12 protein-coding genes and 1 tRNA gene are annotated in these 14090 nt (G+C 71.0%); 2 read left to right on the top strand and 11 right to left on the bottom strand.

Annotation, left to right across the window (positions count from 1 at the left end):
- Positions 1–113: 113 nt before the first annotated feature.
- The 9 genes from lnt to FS769_RS10855 all read right to left on the bottom strand — a co-directional run bounded on the left by lnt (position 114) and on the right by FS769_RS10855 (position 10027).
- A complete protein-coding gene (lnt, locus tag FS769_RS10895) occupies positions 114–1679 on the bottom strand; it encodes an apolipoprotein N-acyltransferase (protein ID WP_144833333.1) in 1566 nt (521 codons plus the stop codon).
- On the bottom strand, positions 1676–4159 hold the full coding sequence (locus FS769_RS10890) for an RNA helicase (protein WP_144833331.1): 2484 nt from the start codon (positions 4157–4159) through the stop codon (positions 1676–1678). The genes lnt and FS769_RS10890 overlap by 4 nt, the downstream gene beginning before the upstream one ends.
- Positions 4156–4917 (bottom strand): twin-arginine translocase subunit TatC, encoded by a 762-nt coding sequence (gene tatC / locus FS769_RS10885; RefSeq protein WP_144833767.1) that lies wholly within the window; start codon positions 4915–4917, stop codon positions 4156–4158. Before tatC ends, FS769_RS10890 begins: the two co-directional genes overlap by 4 nt.
- Positions 4918–4980: 63 nt before the next feature.
- Positions 4981–5232, bottom strand: coding sequence for a Sec-independent protein translocase subunit TatA (gene tatA, locus FS769_RS10880; protein ID WP_144833330.1), 252 nt, complete (start codon positions 5230–5232; stop codon positions 4981–4983).
- 94 nt (positions 5233–5326) lie between these two features.
- A complete protein-coding gene (locus FS769_RS10875; RefSeq protein WP_144833766.1) occupies positions 5327–6289 on the bottom strand; it encodes a WYL domain-containing protein in 963 nt (320 codons plus the stop codon).
- Positions 6289–7293 carry a YafY family protein gene (locus tag FS769_RS10870; RefSeq protein WP_144833328.1) on the bottom strand — a complete coding sequence of 335 codons (1005 nt, stop codon included), beginning with the start codon at positions 7291–7293 and terminating at the stop codon, positions 6289–6291. Before FS769_RS10870 ends, FS769_RS10875 begins: the two co-directional genes overlap by 1 nt.
- Before the next feature lie 62 nt (positions 7294–7355).
- A complete protein-coding gene (locus FS769_RS10865) occupies positions 7356–8303 on the bottom strand; it encodes an FKBP-type peptidyl-prolyl cis-trans isomerase (protein ID WP_144833326.1) in 948 nt (315 codons plus the stop codon).
- 9 nt (positions 8304–8312) lie between these two features.
- Positions 8313–9332, bottom strand: coding sequence for a tRNA (adenine-N1)-methyltransferase (locus FS769_RS10860; protein ID WP_144833324.1), 1020 nt, complete (start codon positions 9330–9332; stop codon positions 8313–8315).
- A complete protein-coding gene (locus FS769_RS10855; RefSeq protein ID WP_144833322.1) occupies positions 9329–10027 on the bottom strand; it encodes an HAD family phosphatase in 699 nt (232 codons plus the stop codon). The genes FS769_RS10860 and FS769_RS10855 overlap by 4 nt, the downstream gene beginning before the upstream one ends.
- A gap of 141 nt (positions 10028–10168) precedes the next feature.
- Between FS769_RS10855 and FS769_RS10850 the strand changes: the two genes are divergently transcribed.
- On the top strand, positions 10169–11035 hold the full coding sequence (locus FS769_RS10850) for a PAC2 family protein (RefSeq protein WP_144833320.1): 867 nt from the start codon (positions 10169–10171) through the stop codon (positions 11033–11035).
- Positions 11036–11606: 571 nt separating this feature from the next.
- Here FS769_RS10850 and FS769_RS10845 read toward each other — a convergent pair.
- Complete coding sequence (locus FS769_RS10845; protein ID WP_144833318.1) at positions 11607–12455, bottom strand: undecaprenyl-diphosphate phosphatase; 849 nt, start codon at positions 12453–12455, stop codon at positions 11607–11609.
- A gap of 8 nt (positions 12456–12463) precedes the next feature.
- Positions 12464–13765: a M20/M25/M40 family metallo-hydrolase gene (locus tag FS769_RS10840; RefSeq protein ID WP_144833316.1), complete on the bottom strand. Its 1302-nt coding sequence runs from the start codon at positions 13763–13765 to the stop codon at positions 12464–12466.
- 163 nt (positions 13766–13928) lie between these two features.
- Here FS769_RS10840 and FS769_RS10835 point away from each other — a divergent pair.
- Positions 13929–14014 (top strand) — tRNA-Leu (locus FS769_RS10835).
- Positions 14015–14090: the final 76 nt, after the last annotated feature.

Here is a 14090-nt window from a genome sequence, read left to right as displayed (position 1 = left end):
CGCATCGCACCCGCCGCGGCGACGACGCCCGACGTCGTTCTCGGATGCGTGCTGTTCAGGCCCGCGGGCGACGGCGCCGCACCGCGGCGACCAGGCCCGCCGCCAGCCGCTGCTCAGGCCTGCGGGCGACGGCGGCGCACCGCGACCACGAGACCCGCCGCGAGCAACGCGACGATGCTCCCCCACCCGATCACGATCTTCACGGCGGGACCGATGACGACCGCGGGGGTGAGGCCGGTGCGCAGCGGCACCTCGGTGAGCATGTGCCCGGCGGTGTCGATGGGCAGGGCGTCGAGGGTCGCCCCGTCGGGGGCGATCACCTGGCTCGTGCCGACGGTCGAGAGATTGACCACCGAGCGCCCGGTCTCGATCGCGCGCATCTGCGCGAAGGCCAGCTGCTGCAGGTTCTCGTCGGTGCCGCGGAAGTCGGCGTTGTTCGTCTGGAACATGTAGACCTCGGCGCCCTCGTTCGCCCCGTCCCACACGACGTCGTCGTAGATGACGTCGAAGCAGATCGCGAGGCCCACGCCGATGCCGTTCAGATCGACGAGCGGGCGCGCGGTGCCGGGCGTGTACTCGCGCCCGATGAGGCCGATGAGGTCGGGCGCGAAGGGCTCCCAGAACGCGCGGTCGGGCACGTACTCGCCGAAGGGCACCGGATGCCGCTTGTCGTAGGTCTCACCGGTCTGCCCGTCGGCGGTCCACAGCAGCGAGGAGTTGAACAACTCCGATCCGCGCTCGGTCACCGCCGAGACCAGCAGCGGCGCGTCGAGGCGCCGCGACAGCTCGGACAGCGCCGCGGAGGTCTGCGCGTTCGCGGTCGGGTCGGAGTCGACCCCGCCCTCCGGCCACAGCACGACGTCCATGTCTTCACCGAAGAGGGGGGCGGATGCCGCGAGCTGGGCGTTCAGCACGGCGTTGCGCGCGCGCTGGTCGAAGTAGCCCGCCGGGCCGTTGCCCTGCACCGATCCCACGCGCAGCGACCCCGCGGCGGTCGTGGGGAACTGCGGCAGCACGACCAGCACGGCTAGGAGCGCCGCGACCGGGATTGCGCGCACCGCGCGACGCACGCGCCCGCCCCGCACGACCTCGATGAGCATCGCGCACGCGAGCACGACGAGGAACGACAGCCCCGACATGCCCACCCACGACGCGACCTCGGCGAACGGTCCGTTGACCTGCGAGACGCCGATGCGCCCCCAGGGGAATCCGCCGTAGGGCCACGAGCCCACGATCTGCTCGCGCAGGGTCCACAGCCCCGCGACGAGCGCCGGGAGCAGCAGCAGGCGCCCCACACGCCCCGGGACCACCCGCGGCAGCCACCGGTACGCGAGGGCGATCGGCGCCGCGAGCACCGCCGTCAGCAGCGACTCGAGCACCGACAGGGCGAGCCACGGGATCGGGCCGAGGTAGCGCGCCGTGAACAGCAGGTTGACCGAGAAGAACGCCGCCCCGAAGAGGAAGCCGATCAGCACGGCCGACCAGAAGCGGCGCCCGATCAGCACGACGAGGGCGAGCACGACGGCGGGGAAGGCCATCGGCCACCATGCCAGGGCGGGGAAGGCGGTGACGAGCAGGAGGCCGGCGACGACCGACAGCGGCGCCGCGAACGCGAGCCGCACCAACGGCGCCCGGGTCGGGGCCACCGCGGCGGCGGTGGTCGTCGATGCGGCGCTCATGCCGACGTGTAGGCGACGATGCCGCGGCGCACGGCGTCGAGCGCGGTGCGAGCCGTTCCGGCCAGCTTGGGCTCGGCCACGAGCGAGATCTGATCGAGCAGGTCGATCGTCTGCTTCGCCCAGCGCACGAAGTCTCCGGCGGCCATGTCGGCGAGGGTCAGGACGCTGTCGAGCGGGAGGCCCTTCGCCCACGCGTGCATCGCCGGCGCGAGGCCGGAGGCGGGCGACTCCGAGCCCGGCAGCCGGTGGTCGCGTTCGAGGTCGTCGAGCTCCTGCCAGAGCGTCTGCGTGGCGTCCAGGGCCCCGCGGAAGGCACCGCGCGGCAGACCGCGCTCGCCCGGACCCGCCTCGTCGCGCCGCGGCTCGTACACGAGGCAGCAGGCGAGGGCAGCGAGCGACGGGGCGTCCAGCCCCTCCCACAGCCTCTGGCGCAGCGACTCGGCCACGAGCAGGTCGCGCTCTCCGTAGATGCGGCGCATCGTGCGCCCGGCACGCGTCAGCACGGTGGCACCGTCGTCTTCGATCGCCACGTACTCCAGCGCCGCGAGCACCTCGACCACGCGGTCGAACACGCGCGCAACGGTGCCGGTGCGCTGGTCGATCTGCTGACGGGTCTTGTCGGTGCTGCGCTTCAGCTTCCAGTAACGCTCCGCCCACCGGGCGTGGGCCTCGCGGTCGGGGCACGACTGGCACGGGTGCCGCTGCATGCGCTTGCGCAGCGACTGGATCTGCTGCTGCCGCTCATCGCGCAGACGGCGCGGCGCCGTGGCATCCCGTCGATTGATCTTCTCGAGATCGCTCAGCTCGCGCCGGATGGTGGAGTACTCGCGGAAGTCGCCGCGGTCGCACGTCATCGCCTTCTCGTAGCCGGCGAGCGATTCCTCGGCCTCCTTCACCTGGCGGGCGAGGCCCACCACCGAGCGGTCGGCCTGGAACTGCGCGAACGACGACTCGAGGATCTCGCGCGCCCGCGCCCGACCGAACTGGTCGATGAGGTTCACGGCCATGTTGTACGTGGGCCGGAAGCTCGAGTTGAGCGGGTACGTACGGCGCGAGGCGAGGGCGGCGACCGACTGCGGGTCGAGCCCCTCGGTGAACTGCACGACGGCGTGGCCCTCGACGTCGATGCCGCGGCGACCGGCGCGACCGGTCAGCTGCGTGTACTCCCCCGACGTGATCGCGACGCGCGCCTCGCCGTTGAACTTCTCGAGCTTCTCGAGAACGACGGTGCGCGCCGGCATGTTGATGCCGAGCGCGAGCGTCTCGGTCGCGAAGACGACCTTGACGAGCTTGCGGCGGAACAGCTCTTCGACGACCTCTTTGAACGCCGGCAGCAGACCGGCGTGGTGCGCGGCGACGCCGCGCTCGAGGTTCTCCCGCCACTCCCAGAAGTGCAGCACGGCGAGGTCTTCGTCTTTGAGGGTGAAGGTCAGCTCGTCGACGATCTGGCGGATCTCGACCCGCTCCTCGGCGGAGGTCAGCCGCACATTCGCCCGGCGCAGTTGCTGCACGGCCGCGTCGCAGCCGGCCCGGCTGAAGATGAAGAAGATCGCGGGCAGCAGGTGGTTGCGCTGCAGCAGCTCGACGACCTCGGGTCGGTCGATGCGCTCGATGCGCGGGCCCTGCTGGGCGCGCAGCGGTTTGTGCCCGCCGCGCCGCTGGTGCGCGTGGCGCGGGCCGCCCGCGTGACGCTGCGAGCGGTACTCCTGCGCGCGCCGGTTGTTCTCGTATCCGCCGGCGTTGCCGCCCCGGATGCGCAGCAGCTCCTGGTTGACCTGCGCGGTGGCGACTCCGGCCCGGTCGTCGAACAGCGGCAGCAGGTCGCCGCGCACGAGCACGTGCTGCTCGAGCGGCACCGGCCGGGTCTCCGACACGATCACCTCGGTGTCGCCCCGCACGGTGTCGAGCCAGTCGCCGAACTCCTCGGCGTTCGACACGGTCGCCGACAGCGACACGAGCTTGACCGACGGCGGGAGGTGGATGATCACTTCCTCCCACACCGCCCCGCGGAAGCGGTCGGCGAGGTAGTGCACCTCGTCCATCACGACGAACCGCAGTCCGCGCAGCGCCGGGGAGTCGGCGTAGAGCATGTTGCGCAGCACTTCGGTGGTCATCACGACGATGCGCGCCGAGGCGTTGATGTTGGTGTCGCCGGTGAGCAGGCCGACCTCGTCGTCGCCGTAGATCTCCTGCAGCTCGTGGAACTTCTGGTTCGACAACGCCTTGATGGGCGTGGTGTAGAACGCCTTGTCGCCGGGCTCGAGCATCGCGAGGTGGATCGCGAATTCGCCGACGATCGTCTTGCCGGCACCGGTGGGAGCGGCCACCAGCACGCTCCGGCCATCCTCGAGGGCGTGGCATCCGGCGATCTGGAAATCATCGAGCTCGAAGCGCTGCATCTCGGCGAAATCCGCCGTGTGCGGGTGCGTGGAACGGGCGGAGGCGCGCGCGAAACGCTCGGCCGGACTCGGCGAACTCACGCGAGAGGCCCCGACGGCATCTCCGCCGCGGCGAGTCGGCGGGCCTTGCGCCGGTCGAACAGCATCGAGACGCCGGCGGCCGCGAAGAACAGCACGGTGAGGATGCCGGCGAGCAGGAACATGCTGATGATGTCGGCCGCGGGGGTGGCGAGGGCCGAGAACAGTGTGGCGATGAGGATGGCCACGCGCCAGCCCTTGAGGATCGCCTTGCCGCTCATGACGCCGGCCACGTTGAGGGCGACGAGGAACACCGGCAGCACGAACGCGACGCCCACCACGATCAACAGCTTGAACACGAAGTCGTAGTAATCGACGGCGTTGTAGAAATTGACGCCGCCCTCGGGGGTGAAGCCCCACATGAGCTCGATCACGTGCGGGACGATCAGCAGGCCCACCCAGCAGCCCACGAAGAAGAGCGGGACGGCGGATGCCACGAACCCGACCGTGTAGCGGATCTCTTTGCGCGTGAGCCCGGGCATGATGAACGCCCAGATCTGCCAGAGCCAGACCGGCGCCGAGAGGAAGATGCCGATCGTGAAGGCGATGCGCATGCGCAGATCGAACGCCGAGGTCACCGAGGTGAAGTTCAGCGCCGAGAAGTCGTCGCCACGCCTCTCAGCGATCACGCGGATCGGCTCGGTGATGAGGTGGATGATCGGGTCGGTGATGGCGAAAGCCACCACCATGCCGACGACGAGCGCCAGCGCGGCGATCATGAGCCGCTTGCGCAGCTCGACCAGGTGCGCCCCGATCGACATGCGCTTGTCGCGCCGCGGCCCTTCGGGCACGTCGATGCGCGGCGGACCTGCCGTCACCACGGGTTAGACGGTGGGGTCGGTCGACCTGCGCGGCTCGGGGGCGACGGACGGCGCAGTGCCGGCGTCGGTGGCGCGCGGGGCTTCGGGGGCGGCAGCGACCTCGTCGTCGCGCTTCATCTCTTTCATCTCGCTCTTGAACACGCGGGCCGACTGGCCCATGCTCTTCGCGAGCGCCGGCAGCTTGGCGGCACCGAAAAGAAGGAGGATCACAGCGAGAACGGCGAGCAGGTGCCATCCGGTCAGACCTTGCAACATGAGGACTCCTCGACTCGTTCGTGCGGAGCTTCAGTCTAACCCGCGTGGTTGCGGCGGGCTTCAGCCACGGCGCGCGGGCGGAAAACGGACGCGATCAGCGGTACTGCGCCAGTCCGGCCGCCGCCCAGGCGGCCGCGGCACGACGTGCCCCGGCCGGTTCGAGCAGTTCGACCTCTCCCCCGCGGCGGGCGGCGAGGCGTTTGAGGCTCTGCTCGTCGGCGAGGCGGAGGGATGCCACGGCGGTGCCGTCATGATCGTCGTCGACCTCGGCGCGCTCGAGGTAGTCGGCCAGCAACGGCGCGACCGCGCGGGGGAAGCGGAAACGCGCGACCACCTCGTCGTCGCTTGGGGCGAACAACTCGGGCACCGGGTCGGCTCCGTGGATCGCCGGGGTGTCGGTCACGCTCGGCGCGCTCACGCGGTCGAGGTGGAACGTGCGCACCGCTTTCCGAAGGTGGTCCCAGCCCTGCAGGTACCACTGGTCGTTCGCGATGTGCACCTTGATCGGATCCACCGTGCGGGTGGTCGGCTCGGCGCCCGGCGCGCGGTAGGTGAAGGTGACGGCCACGCGGGCGCGCAGCGCGCGGTCGACCACGTCGCGCACGCCGTCGACCGGGCCGGGTGCCACGATCACCGGCGGCGGCGCGGTGGCGGCCCCTCGCGCGAGCTTGGCGAGCAGCGCCGTGACGAGCTCGCTGTCGCCGAAGCCCGGCAGGCTACGGGCGAGCTGGAGCCCGGCGAGAAGGGCAGCGGCTTCGCGCGCGGTCAGCCGCGGCGACCGTTCGAGGCCGACGGTGTTGGTGATGGCGATGACGTCGTCGCGGTCGAGCAGATCCCAGTCGATGTCGAACAGGTCGTGCGGCAGCTGCCAGTAGCCGCGTTCTCCGGGAAGACCGATCACGGTGAGCCGCTCGACCATCGCGCGCATCTCGTCGGGGGTCACGTCGAAGTCGGCCGCGGCCTCGGCCACGGGAACTTCGCCCTTGCCGAGCAGGTAGGGCACGAGCTGCAGCAGCAGGGCCGCCCGGTCGAGGGCGGCGACGGGGCGTTCGGGGATCACGCGGCACCCCCGTGCAGCACGACGGTCGCCTCGAGGCGACGGATGACCTCGGCCCGCAGGTCGGCGGGCTCGACCACGCGCACCTCGGGTCCGTACGAGGCGAGTTCGTCGGCGAAGACGTGCAGGTCGACGTAGGGCACGACGATCCCCTGCGGGGCGTCCTGCGGCGCCTCCTGGGCCCGACGCGCGAGACGCAGCGAGGCCTCGGTGCCGGGATGCACCTCCAGCAGGGCCAGCTGACGGGCGGCGACCGCACGGAGCCCCGCCACCGCGCGCTCGCCCGCGCCCTCGAGCAGCTCGGGGGCGAACTTCTCGCGGCGCACGGTCACGTCGCCGACGATCCGCGAGAGCAGGAACGTGCGATCGGCGTCCATGTTGAGGTCGAACCCGTACACGTGCCAGCGCGCCTCGTACTCGACCAAGGCGAGGGGGCGGATGCGCCGCTCGCGCGGCTGCGCCTCGCCCGGGCGCAGGTAGGTGAAGGTCACGACGCGGTTCTGCTCGATCGCGCGCTGCAGCGTCGGGAACGAGGCGTCGCGCACGCGGATGCGCGGGGCGTAGCCGATGATCGGCTCGTCGACGACGATGCCGAGCGCGCGGATCTTGCGCAGGCCGCTGCGCGCGTCGGCCGAGAGTGATTCGCTCCCCCACACGCCGCCGGCGATGTTGAGCAGCGCGACCTCGGCCGGACTGAACACGATGTCGTCGGGGAGCGCGTACTCCGCCGTGGGCACGCGGTAGCGCGCCTCGCGCAGGTCGTCGGGGTCGGCGCGGTTGCCGATCGTCTCGATCGGCACGCCGAGTCCGCGGAGGTTCTCTTTATCGCGCTCGAACATCTTCTCGAGCGCGTCTTTGGAGGCTCCGGCCTCGAGCTGCTCTCGGTAGCCGGTGACCGACGACAGGATCGTGTCCTTGGTGAGCCCCTGCTCGGTCGCCATGAGCGCGACCACGAGGTTCACCAGGCGCTCTTCGGGAGCGCTACGAGACGCAGTGGCGGACACTCGCCCATCCTAGGCGCGGTTGCGCGGCCCGCCGCGGTGCCGCGGCAGGCGGATCGTCGGGCTCAGCCGACGGTGCCGAGGATGTCGACCACGTAGACCAGCGCGCTACCGGCCGGCGCCTTGAGGATCTGCTGGTCCTGGTCGGTCTGATCGGCGGGGACGACGACGAGCACCTGGGAGCCGACGGTCTGCCCCTCGAGGGCGCTCGCGAGCGCCGGCGGCAGGCCCGAGACCTTCGCCTGTCCGGGCGCGCCGTTCTTCCAGGTCGACGCGAACGTCGTCTTGGCGCCCCACGCGACACCCTGCAGGTGGATGATCACCGAGGAGTCGGCGGTGACGGTCTCGCCGTCGCCCTTCTCGATCGTCTGCGAGCGCTCCTGGGTGGGCGCGTCTCCGGCGGGCATGACCACACCGGGCGTGCCGTCGGGTGCGCGCACGACCGAGGGCATGCCCGAGTCGGCGTTGTACTGGTCGGCGCCGTTCGCAGCCGGGAGGAACACCTTGCGCACGTCGAAGACGAAGATCGCGCTGTCGCCCTCGTCGATGCCGAGCGCCTGCGCACCCTGCGCGCCGAGCTGGTCGCCGGGGAGGGCCACGGCCACGCGCGAGCCCTCGGCCACGCAGTGCAGCATCGGGGTGAGCGAGGGGATCGCCTGCGTGAGACGCACGATCGGGGTCGCCGAGGCCACGTCGGAGGGATACTGCGTCGCGATGACCTGCGAGCCCGTGGTCGCGTCGAGCACGGTCACGTCGACGAACGCCAACTGGTCGTCGGCGGTGATGCGCTGACCGTCACCCTCGATGAGGGTCTGCGTCCCGGCCTGCGAGGGGACGAAGGGCGAGCGCACCGAGACGGTGGGCGCGGAGCCGAAGTCGCCACTGGCGTCGACCACCGCGGCGATCGAGCTGTCGGTGGGGGTCGGGCACGACGAGGCGGCGGATGCCGAGCACCCGACGAGGCCCATTCCGGCCAGGGCGGTCACGGCAACGAGAGCGGGGAGTCTGCGCACCGGAACAGTTTAGGCGGTCGAACCTGTGTCCTCCGACGCAGCCCCCGCGACGGACTGCCGCACGCCCTCGGCCGACTTCTGCGCCTCGCGCACGCGCTTGCGCAGGTTCTTGTCGGTGATCTCGCGATCGCCCACCGCGCCGGGGGTCCACAGCTCCACGTCGTCGTCGCCGTAGCTCGACTTCGACGCGCGGCGCTTGACCTCGGGCGGGATCGCTCCGGGTGCGAGACGGCGCGCCGTGATGAGGAAGCCCGTGTGCGCGACCATGCGGTGATCAGGGCGCACCGCGAGACCCTCGACGTGCCAGCCGCGCACCATCGTCTCGCTGGCATCCGGCTCGGTGAACAGCCCCGTCGCGCGGATGTACTCGGCCACGCGGCTGAGCTGCGTGGCGGTGGCGATGTAGCAGAGCACGACGCCGCCCGGGGTGAGCGCGTCGGCGACGGCGTCGATGCACTCCCACGGGGCGAGCATGTCGAGCACGACGCGATCGACGGATGCCGGCTCCACGGCATCCGGAAGGCTCTGCACCAGATCGCCCACGACGACCTCCCACGTGGCGGGGGCCTCACCGTGGAACGTCTCGACGTTGGCGCGGGCGACCTCGGCGAACTCCTCGCGGCGCTCGAACGACAGCAGACGGCCGGCCGGTCCGATCGCGCGCAGCAGCCACAGCGAGAGGGCGCCGGAGCCGACGCCGGCCTCGACGACCGTGGCCCCGGGGAAGATGTCGGCCTGCGCGAGGATCTGCGCGGCGTCCTTGGGGTAGACGATCGCCGCTCCGCGCGGCATCGACATCACGAAGTCGCGCAGGAGCGGGCGCACGGCGAGGTAGTCGTGGCCTGCGCTGTTGGTGACGACGCTGCCGTCGGGCTGGCCGACGAGCAGCTCGTGCTTCAGCACGCCGTTGTGGGTGTGCAGCTCGCCCGCCTCGCGCAGGGTGATGGTGTGCATGCGACCCTTGGGGCCGGTCAGCTGCACCCGGTCGCCGACCCGGAAGGGGCCGCTCAGGTGGGGGGTCTCGCTCATCGGGTGATCCGCGTCTCGTCGGGGTGGATGGGGGTGTGCGCGGCGTGCAGCGCGCGGAGGTCGGAGGCGGTGCGTCCGGAGAGGCTGGGCCACAGCTGCGCGGCGCCGACGCCCTCGAGCGACACCATGTGCGGCACGCCGAGGCTCACGGCCCCGCTGGCGATGGCCGAGCGCAGCCCGTTGGGCGAGTCCTCGATCGCGACGGTGTCGGCGATGTCGACGCCGAGCGCCGCGGCCGCCTGCAGGTAGGGGTCGGGGAAGGGCTTGGGACGTTCGACGTCGTCGCCGGCGACCACGACGTCGAACGCCGGGAAGTCGATCAGGTCGGCGACCGTCAGCGCCATGCGGCGCATCGACATGGTCACCAAACCGGTCTTCACACCCGCCGCGCGCAGGTCGGCGAGCAGCTCGTACGCGCCCGGGCGGAACGGCACGCCGACGGTCGCGAGCTGGCGCAGCACCTCGTCGGTCAGGTACGCGATGATCTCGTCGACGCTCCACGGCACGCCGGCGTTCTGCAGGAGCCCGGCCGAGTCTTCGAGCGCGAGGCCGACCATGCCGAGGGCCTGTTCGTGCGACCACGTGCCGCCGAAGCGCTCCACGAGCGGGGTCTCCGCGGCCATCCAGTACGGCTCGGTGTCGACGAGCGTGCCGTCCATGTCCCACAGGACCGCGGCGAGGGCGGGAGAAGTCATCGTTCCATCGTATCGAGCGCGGGTGTCGCGCCCGCACCCGCTCCCCACCACCGTCGGCGCTTCAGCGGTCGGACCCTCCGGCCGCGGTCTCGCCCGTACGCCTATTCTGGAAGTCAGCCCCGACGGGGCAGAGGAGGTTGCGTGGACGCACTGGGTCGCCGGATCATCGTCGCCGCTTTCGACGGCTGGAACGACGCCGGAGAAGCCGCGTCGGCCGCCGCCGCGATGCTGCGGGCGGATGCCGAGTACGAGGTCGTGCACACGGTCGACCCCGAGCTCTACTTCGACTACCAGTACACGCGCCCGCAGGTCGGACTCGACGCCGAGGGGCGTCGCACCCTGACCTGGCCCGAGGCGAAACTGCTGCGCCCCGTCGAGCGCTCCGACGACGCCGAGATCTGGCTGCTCGTGGGAGTGGAGCCCGCCCGCGCGTGGCAGGCCTTCGCCGCCGAGTTCATCGACGTCGCGCTGCGCGAAGACGTCACCGGCTTCGTCGCGCTGGGCTCGATGATGTCCGACGTGCCGCACACCCGGCCCATCTCGGTCTTCGCCGGCAGCGACAACGAGGTGGTCCGCCAGGAGCTCGGACTCGAGCGGAGCCTGTACGAGGGACCCGTCGGCATCCTGAGCGCCATCGGCGTCGTCTCCGAGACCGTGGGCATTCCCACCGCCAGCCTTTGGGCGAGCGTGCCGCACTACGTCGCCGGTCACACCCCGTCGCCCAAGGCCACCCTCGCCCTTCTCGAGAAGCTCGAGGCCGTCACCGGCATCACCGTGCCGCGCGGCGACCTCGAGGTCGAGTCGCGCGCGTGGGAGGCCTCGATCGACGCCGCCGCCGCGGACGACGAGGAGATGACGGAGTACATCCACCAGCTCGAGCAGACCCGCGACACGTGGGACTCCCCCGAGGCCTCGGGAGACGCGATCGCCCAGGAGTTCGAGCGGTACCTGCGTCGGGGCGGCGACGGCCCGACGAAGCCCGGCCGCGACGACCCGCCGCGTCGCTGACCGCCGGGTCCCGGCCCTTCGACAAGCTCAGGGACCTCGCGCTGCAAGGTGGCTGAGCCTGTCGAAGCCACCGCACCCCACCGCGCCGCCCGGCCACTGACCAACGGGCCCCGGCCCTTCGACAAGCTCAGGGACCTCGCCGAACCGAGGTGGCTGAGCCTGTCGAAGCCACCGCACCCCACCGCCCTGCCCGGCCCTTCTACAAGCTCAGGGACCTAGCCGAACCAAGGTGGCTGAGCCTGTCGAAGCCACCGGGCCCCACTGCCCTGCCCGGCCCTTCGACAAGCTCAGGGACCTCGCGTTGCAAGGTGCTGAGCCTGTCGAAGCCACCGGACCCCACTGCGCCGCCTGGCCGCTGAACGCCTGGTCCCGGCCCTCCGACACGCTCAGGGACCTGGCCGAACCAAGGTGGCTGAGCCTGTCGAAGCCACCGCACCCCACCGCCCTGCCCGGCCCTTCGACAAGCTCAGGGACCTCGCGTTGCAAGGTGGCTGAGCCCGTCAGGGACCCCTCCACCGCACACGACGACGGCGCCGCCCCGATCGGGACGGCGCCGTCGTGGCATCCGGGATCAACTGGCGATGATCGTCGACTCCGCGGGGATGACGCCGAGCACCAGCAGCACCATGATCAGCACGCCGAGGGCGACGCGGTAGATCACGAACGGCAGGAAGCTGCCGCGCTTGAGGTACTGCATGAGGAACGCGATCACGACGTAGCCGACGACGAACGCGATGATCGTCGCAATGGCCGTCTCGCCGAGCGTGTACGGGCCCGTGCCCTCGTCGAAGCTCTTGTAGAGCTCGAACAGACCGCTGGCGAACACCGCGGGCACGGCGAGCAGGAACGAGTACTCCGCCGCGGCGGTGCGCTTGTATCCGAGCGCGCGGCCGAGCGTCGTGGTGGCACCCGAGCGCGAGACGCCGGGCACGAGCGCGAGGGCCTGGGCGAAGCCGTAGGCGATGCCGTGCGGGTAGGTGAGGTCGTCGAGGTCTCGGCGACGCTTTCCGTAGTGGTCGGCGAGACCGAGCAGGATGCCGAAGACGATGAGCACGATGGCCGTGATCCACAGGCTCCGGAAGTTGTCGCGGATGAGGCTCTGCAGCAGCACACCCAGAAGGGCGATGGGGATCGTGCCGATGATGACGAGCCAGCCCATGCGGGCGTCGGGGTCGTTGCGCGGCACCTTGCCGGTGAGCGAGCCGAACCACCGCGAGATCACGCGGACGATCTTCTTGCGGAAGTAGATCAGCACGGCGAGCTCGGTGCCGATCTGGGTGATGGCGGTGAAGGTCGCACCCGGGTCGGTCTGCGACGGGAGGAACTCGCCCACGATGCGCAGGTGCGCACTGGAGGAGATGGGGAGGAACTCGGTCAGGCCCTGGACGAGCCCGAGGATGATCACCTCGAAGATGTGCATTCGGTCCTTCAGTACGTTCGGAGGAGGTCGGCGAGAACTCGTCGACCGAACTCGAGCGCGTCGACGGGGACGCGCTCGTCGACACCGTGGAACATCCCGGTGAAGTCGAGATCGGCGGGGAGTCGCAGCGGCGCGAATCCGTAGCCGGCGATGCCGAGGGCCGACAGCGCCTTGTTGTCGGTGCCGCCTCCCATCAGGTACGGCAGCACGGGCACGCCCGGGTCGTGTCGGCCGAGCTGGGCGACCATGGCGTCGACGAGGTCGCCCGAGAACGGCACCTCGAGCCCGATGTCCTGGTGCACGATCTCGATGTCGACGTCGGGTCCGACGATGCGGCGGATGTCGGTGAGGGCGGCCTCTTCGGTCCCCGGCAGCACGCGCACGTCGATGAGTGCCTCGGCGCGGTCGGGGATGACGTTGTGCTTGTAGCCCGCGGTGAGTCCCGTGGGGTTGGTGGTGGTCCGCAGCGTCGAGCGGATGAACGCGGATGCCGCGCCCGTGCGCAACGCAAGGGCGTCGGGGTCGCCGGCGTCATCACCGGTGATGTCGGCGAGGCCCGCCAGCAGCTGGGAGGTCGTGTCGGTGAGGCGAATGGGCCACTCGGTGCGGCCGAGGGCGGCGACGGCCTCGGCGAGCTTCGTCACGGCGTTGTCGGGGTGCAGGCCGCTGCCGTGGCCGGCGCGACCGCGGGCGACGAGCTTGAGCCAGACGAGGGCCTTCTCGCCGACCTGCAGCAGGTAGGCGCGACGACCGCCGACGGCGATCGAGTAGCCCCCGACCTCGCTGATGGCCTCGGTCGCGCCAGCGAACCACTCGGGGCGGTCGCGGATGACGAGGGCCGACCCTTCGACCCCGCCGTTCTCCTCGTCGGCGAAGAAGGTCACGATGATGTCGCGCTCGGGCTGCTCCCCCGCGCGCACGAGCTCGGCCACGGCGGTGAGGATCATGGCGTCCATGTCCTTCATGTCGACCGCGCCGCGGCCCCACAGCACGCCGTCGCGGATCTCTCCCGCGAACGGGTCGACGCTCCAGTCCTCGGCGACGGCGGGCACGACGTCGAGATGCCCGTGCAGTACGAGGGCCGGCTTGTCGCGGTTGCGCCCCGGGATGCGCGCGCACACGTTGGTGCGGCGCTGGATCGGCTCGTAGTACTCGGTTTCGAGGCCGAGGTCCTCGAGGTATGCCCCGACGTACTCGGCGGCCTCGCGTTCGCCGTTCGCCCGGCCTCCGCCGTAGTTGGAGGTGTCGAACCGGATGAGCTCGGATGCGACGTGCGCGACCTCGGGCAGGTAGGGGACGACCTTGGGCATGGCCACTACGGTACCTGCGGCGGGGCCGCTCCCCCGACGCGTGACGCCCCGCGACGCGCTCCGCCGGCGCGCAGGACGCGCCCGGGCTGCTGCACCGGTTCGAGGCGCGGCCCCGGGCATGGTAATGTCGTTCCTCGTTGCGAAAGCGACAAATCACCCAGATGCGCGGGTGGCGGAATAGGTAGACGCGCTAGCTTGAGGTGCTAGTGCCCTTTAACGGGCGTGGGGGTTCAAGTCCCCCCTCGCGCACACACGAGAAAGCCCCCCGGGTTCATCCCGGGGGGTCTTTCTCATTTCTGCGACAGGGTAGGGCTCGGACCCGTGC

It is taken from the genome of Microbacterium sp. BH-3-3-3 (genome assembly GCF_007679045.1).
Taxonomy (GTDB): domain Bacteria; phylum Actinomycetota; class Actinomycetes; order Actinomycetales; family Microbacteriaceae; genus Microbacterium; species Microbacterium algihabitans.
Note: the sequence above shows the minus strand (reverse complement) of the source record. Positions and strands in the feature narration are given on the sequence as shown.

Bases quoted from the DNA above. Each gene is read 5' to 3' on its own strand.
- tatA (WP_144833330.1), bottom strand. From the start codon at position 5,232: ATGTTGCAAGGTCTGACCGGATGGCACCTGCTCGCCGTTCTCGCTGTG.
- lnt (WP_144833333.1), bottom strand. From the start codon at position 1,679: ATGAGCGCCGCATCGACGACCACCGCCGCCGCGGTGGCCCCGACCCGG.
- FS769_RS10860 (WP_144833324.1), bottom strand. From the start codon at position 9,332: ATGAGCGAGACCCCCCACCTGAGCGGCCCCTTCCGGGTCGGCGACCGG.
- FS769_RS10855 (WP_144833322.1), bottom strand. From the start codon at position 10,027: ATGACTTCTCCCGCCCTCGCCGCGGTCCTGTGGGACATGGACGGCACG.
- FS769_RS10840 (WP_144833316.1), bottom strand. From the start codon at position 13,765: ATGCCCAAGGTCGTCCCCTACCTGCCCGAGGTCGCGCACGTCGCATCC.
- tatC (WP_144833767.1), bottom strand. From the start codon at position 4,917: ATGTCGATCGGGGCGCACCTGGTCGAGCTGCGCAAGCGGCTCATGATC.
- FS769_RS10845 (WP_144833318.1), bottom strand. From the start codon at position 12,455: ATGCACATCTTCGAGGTGATCATCCTCGGGCTCGTCCAGGGCCTGACC.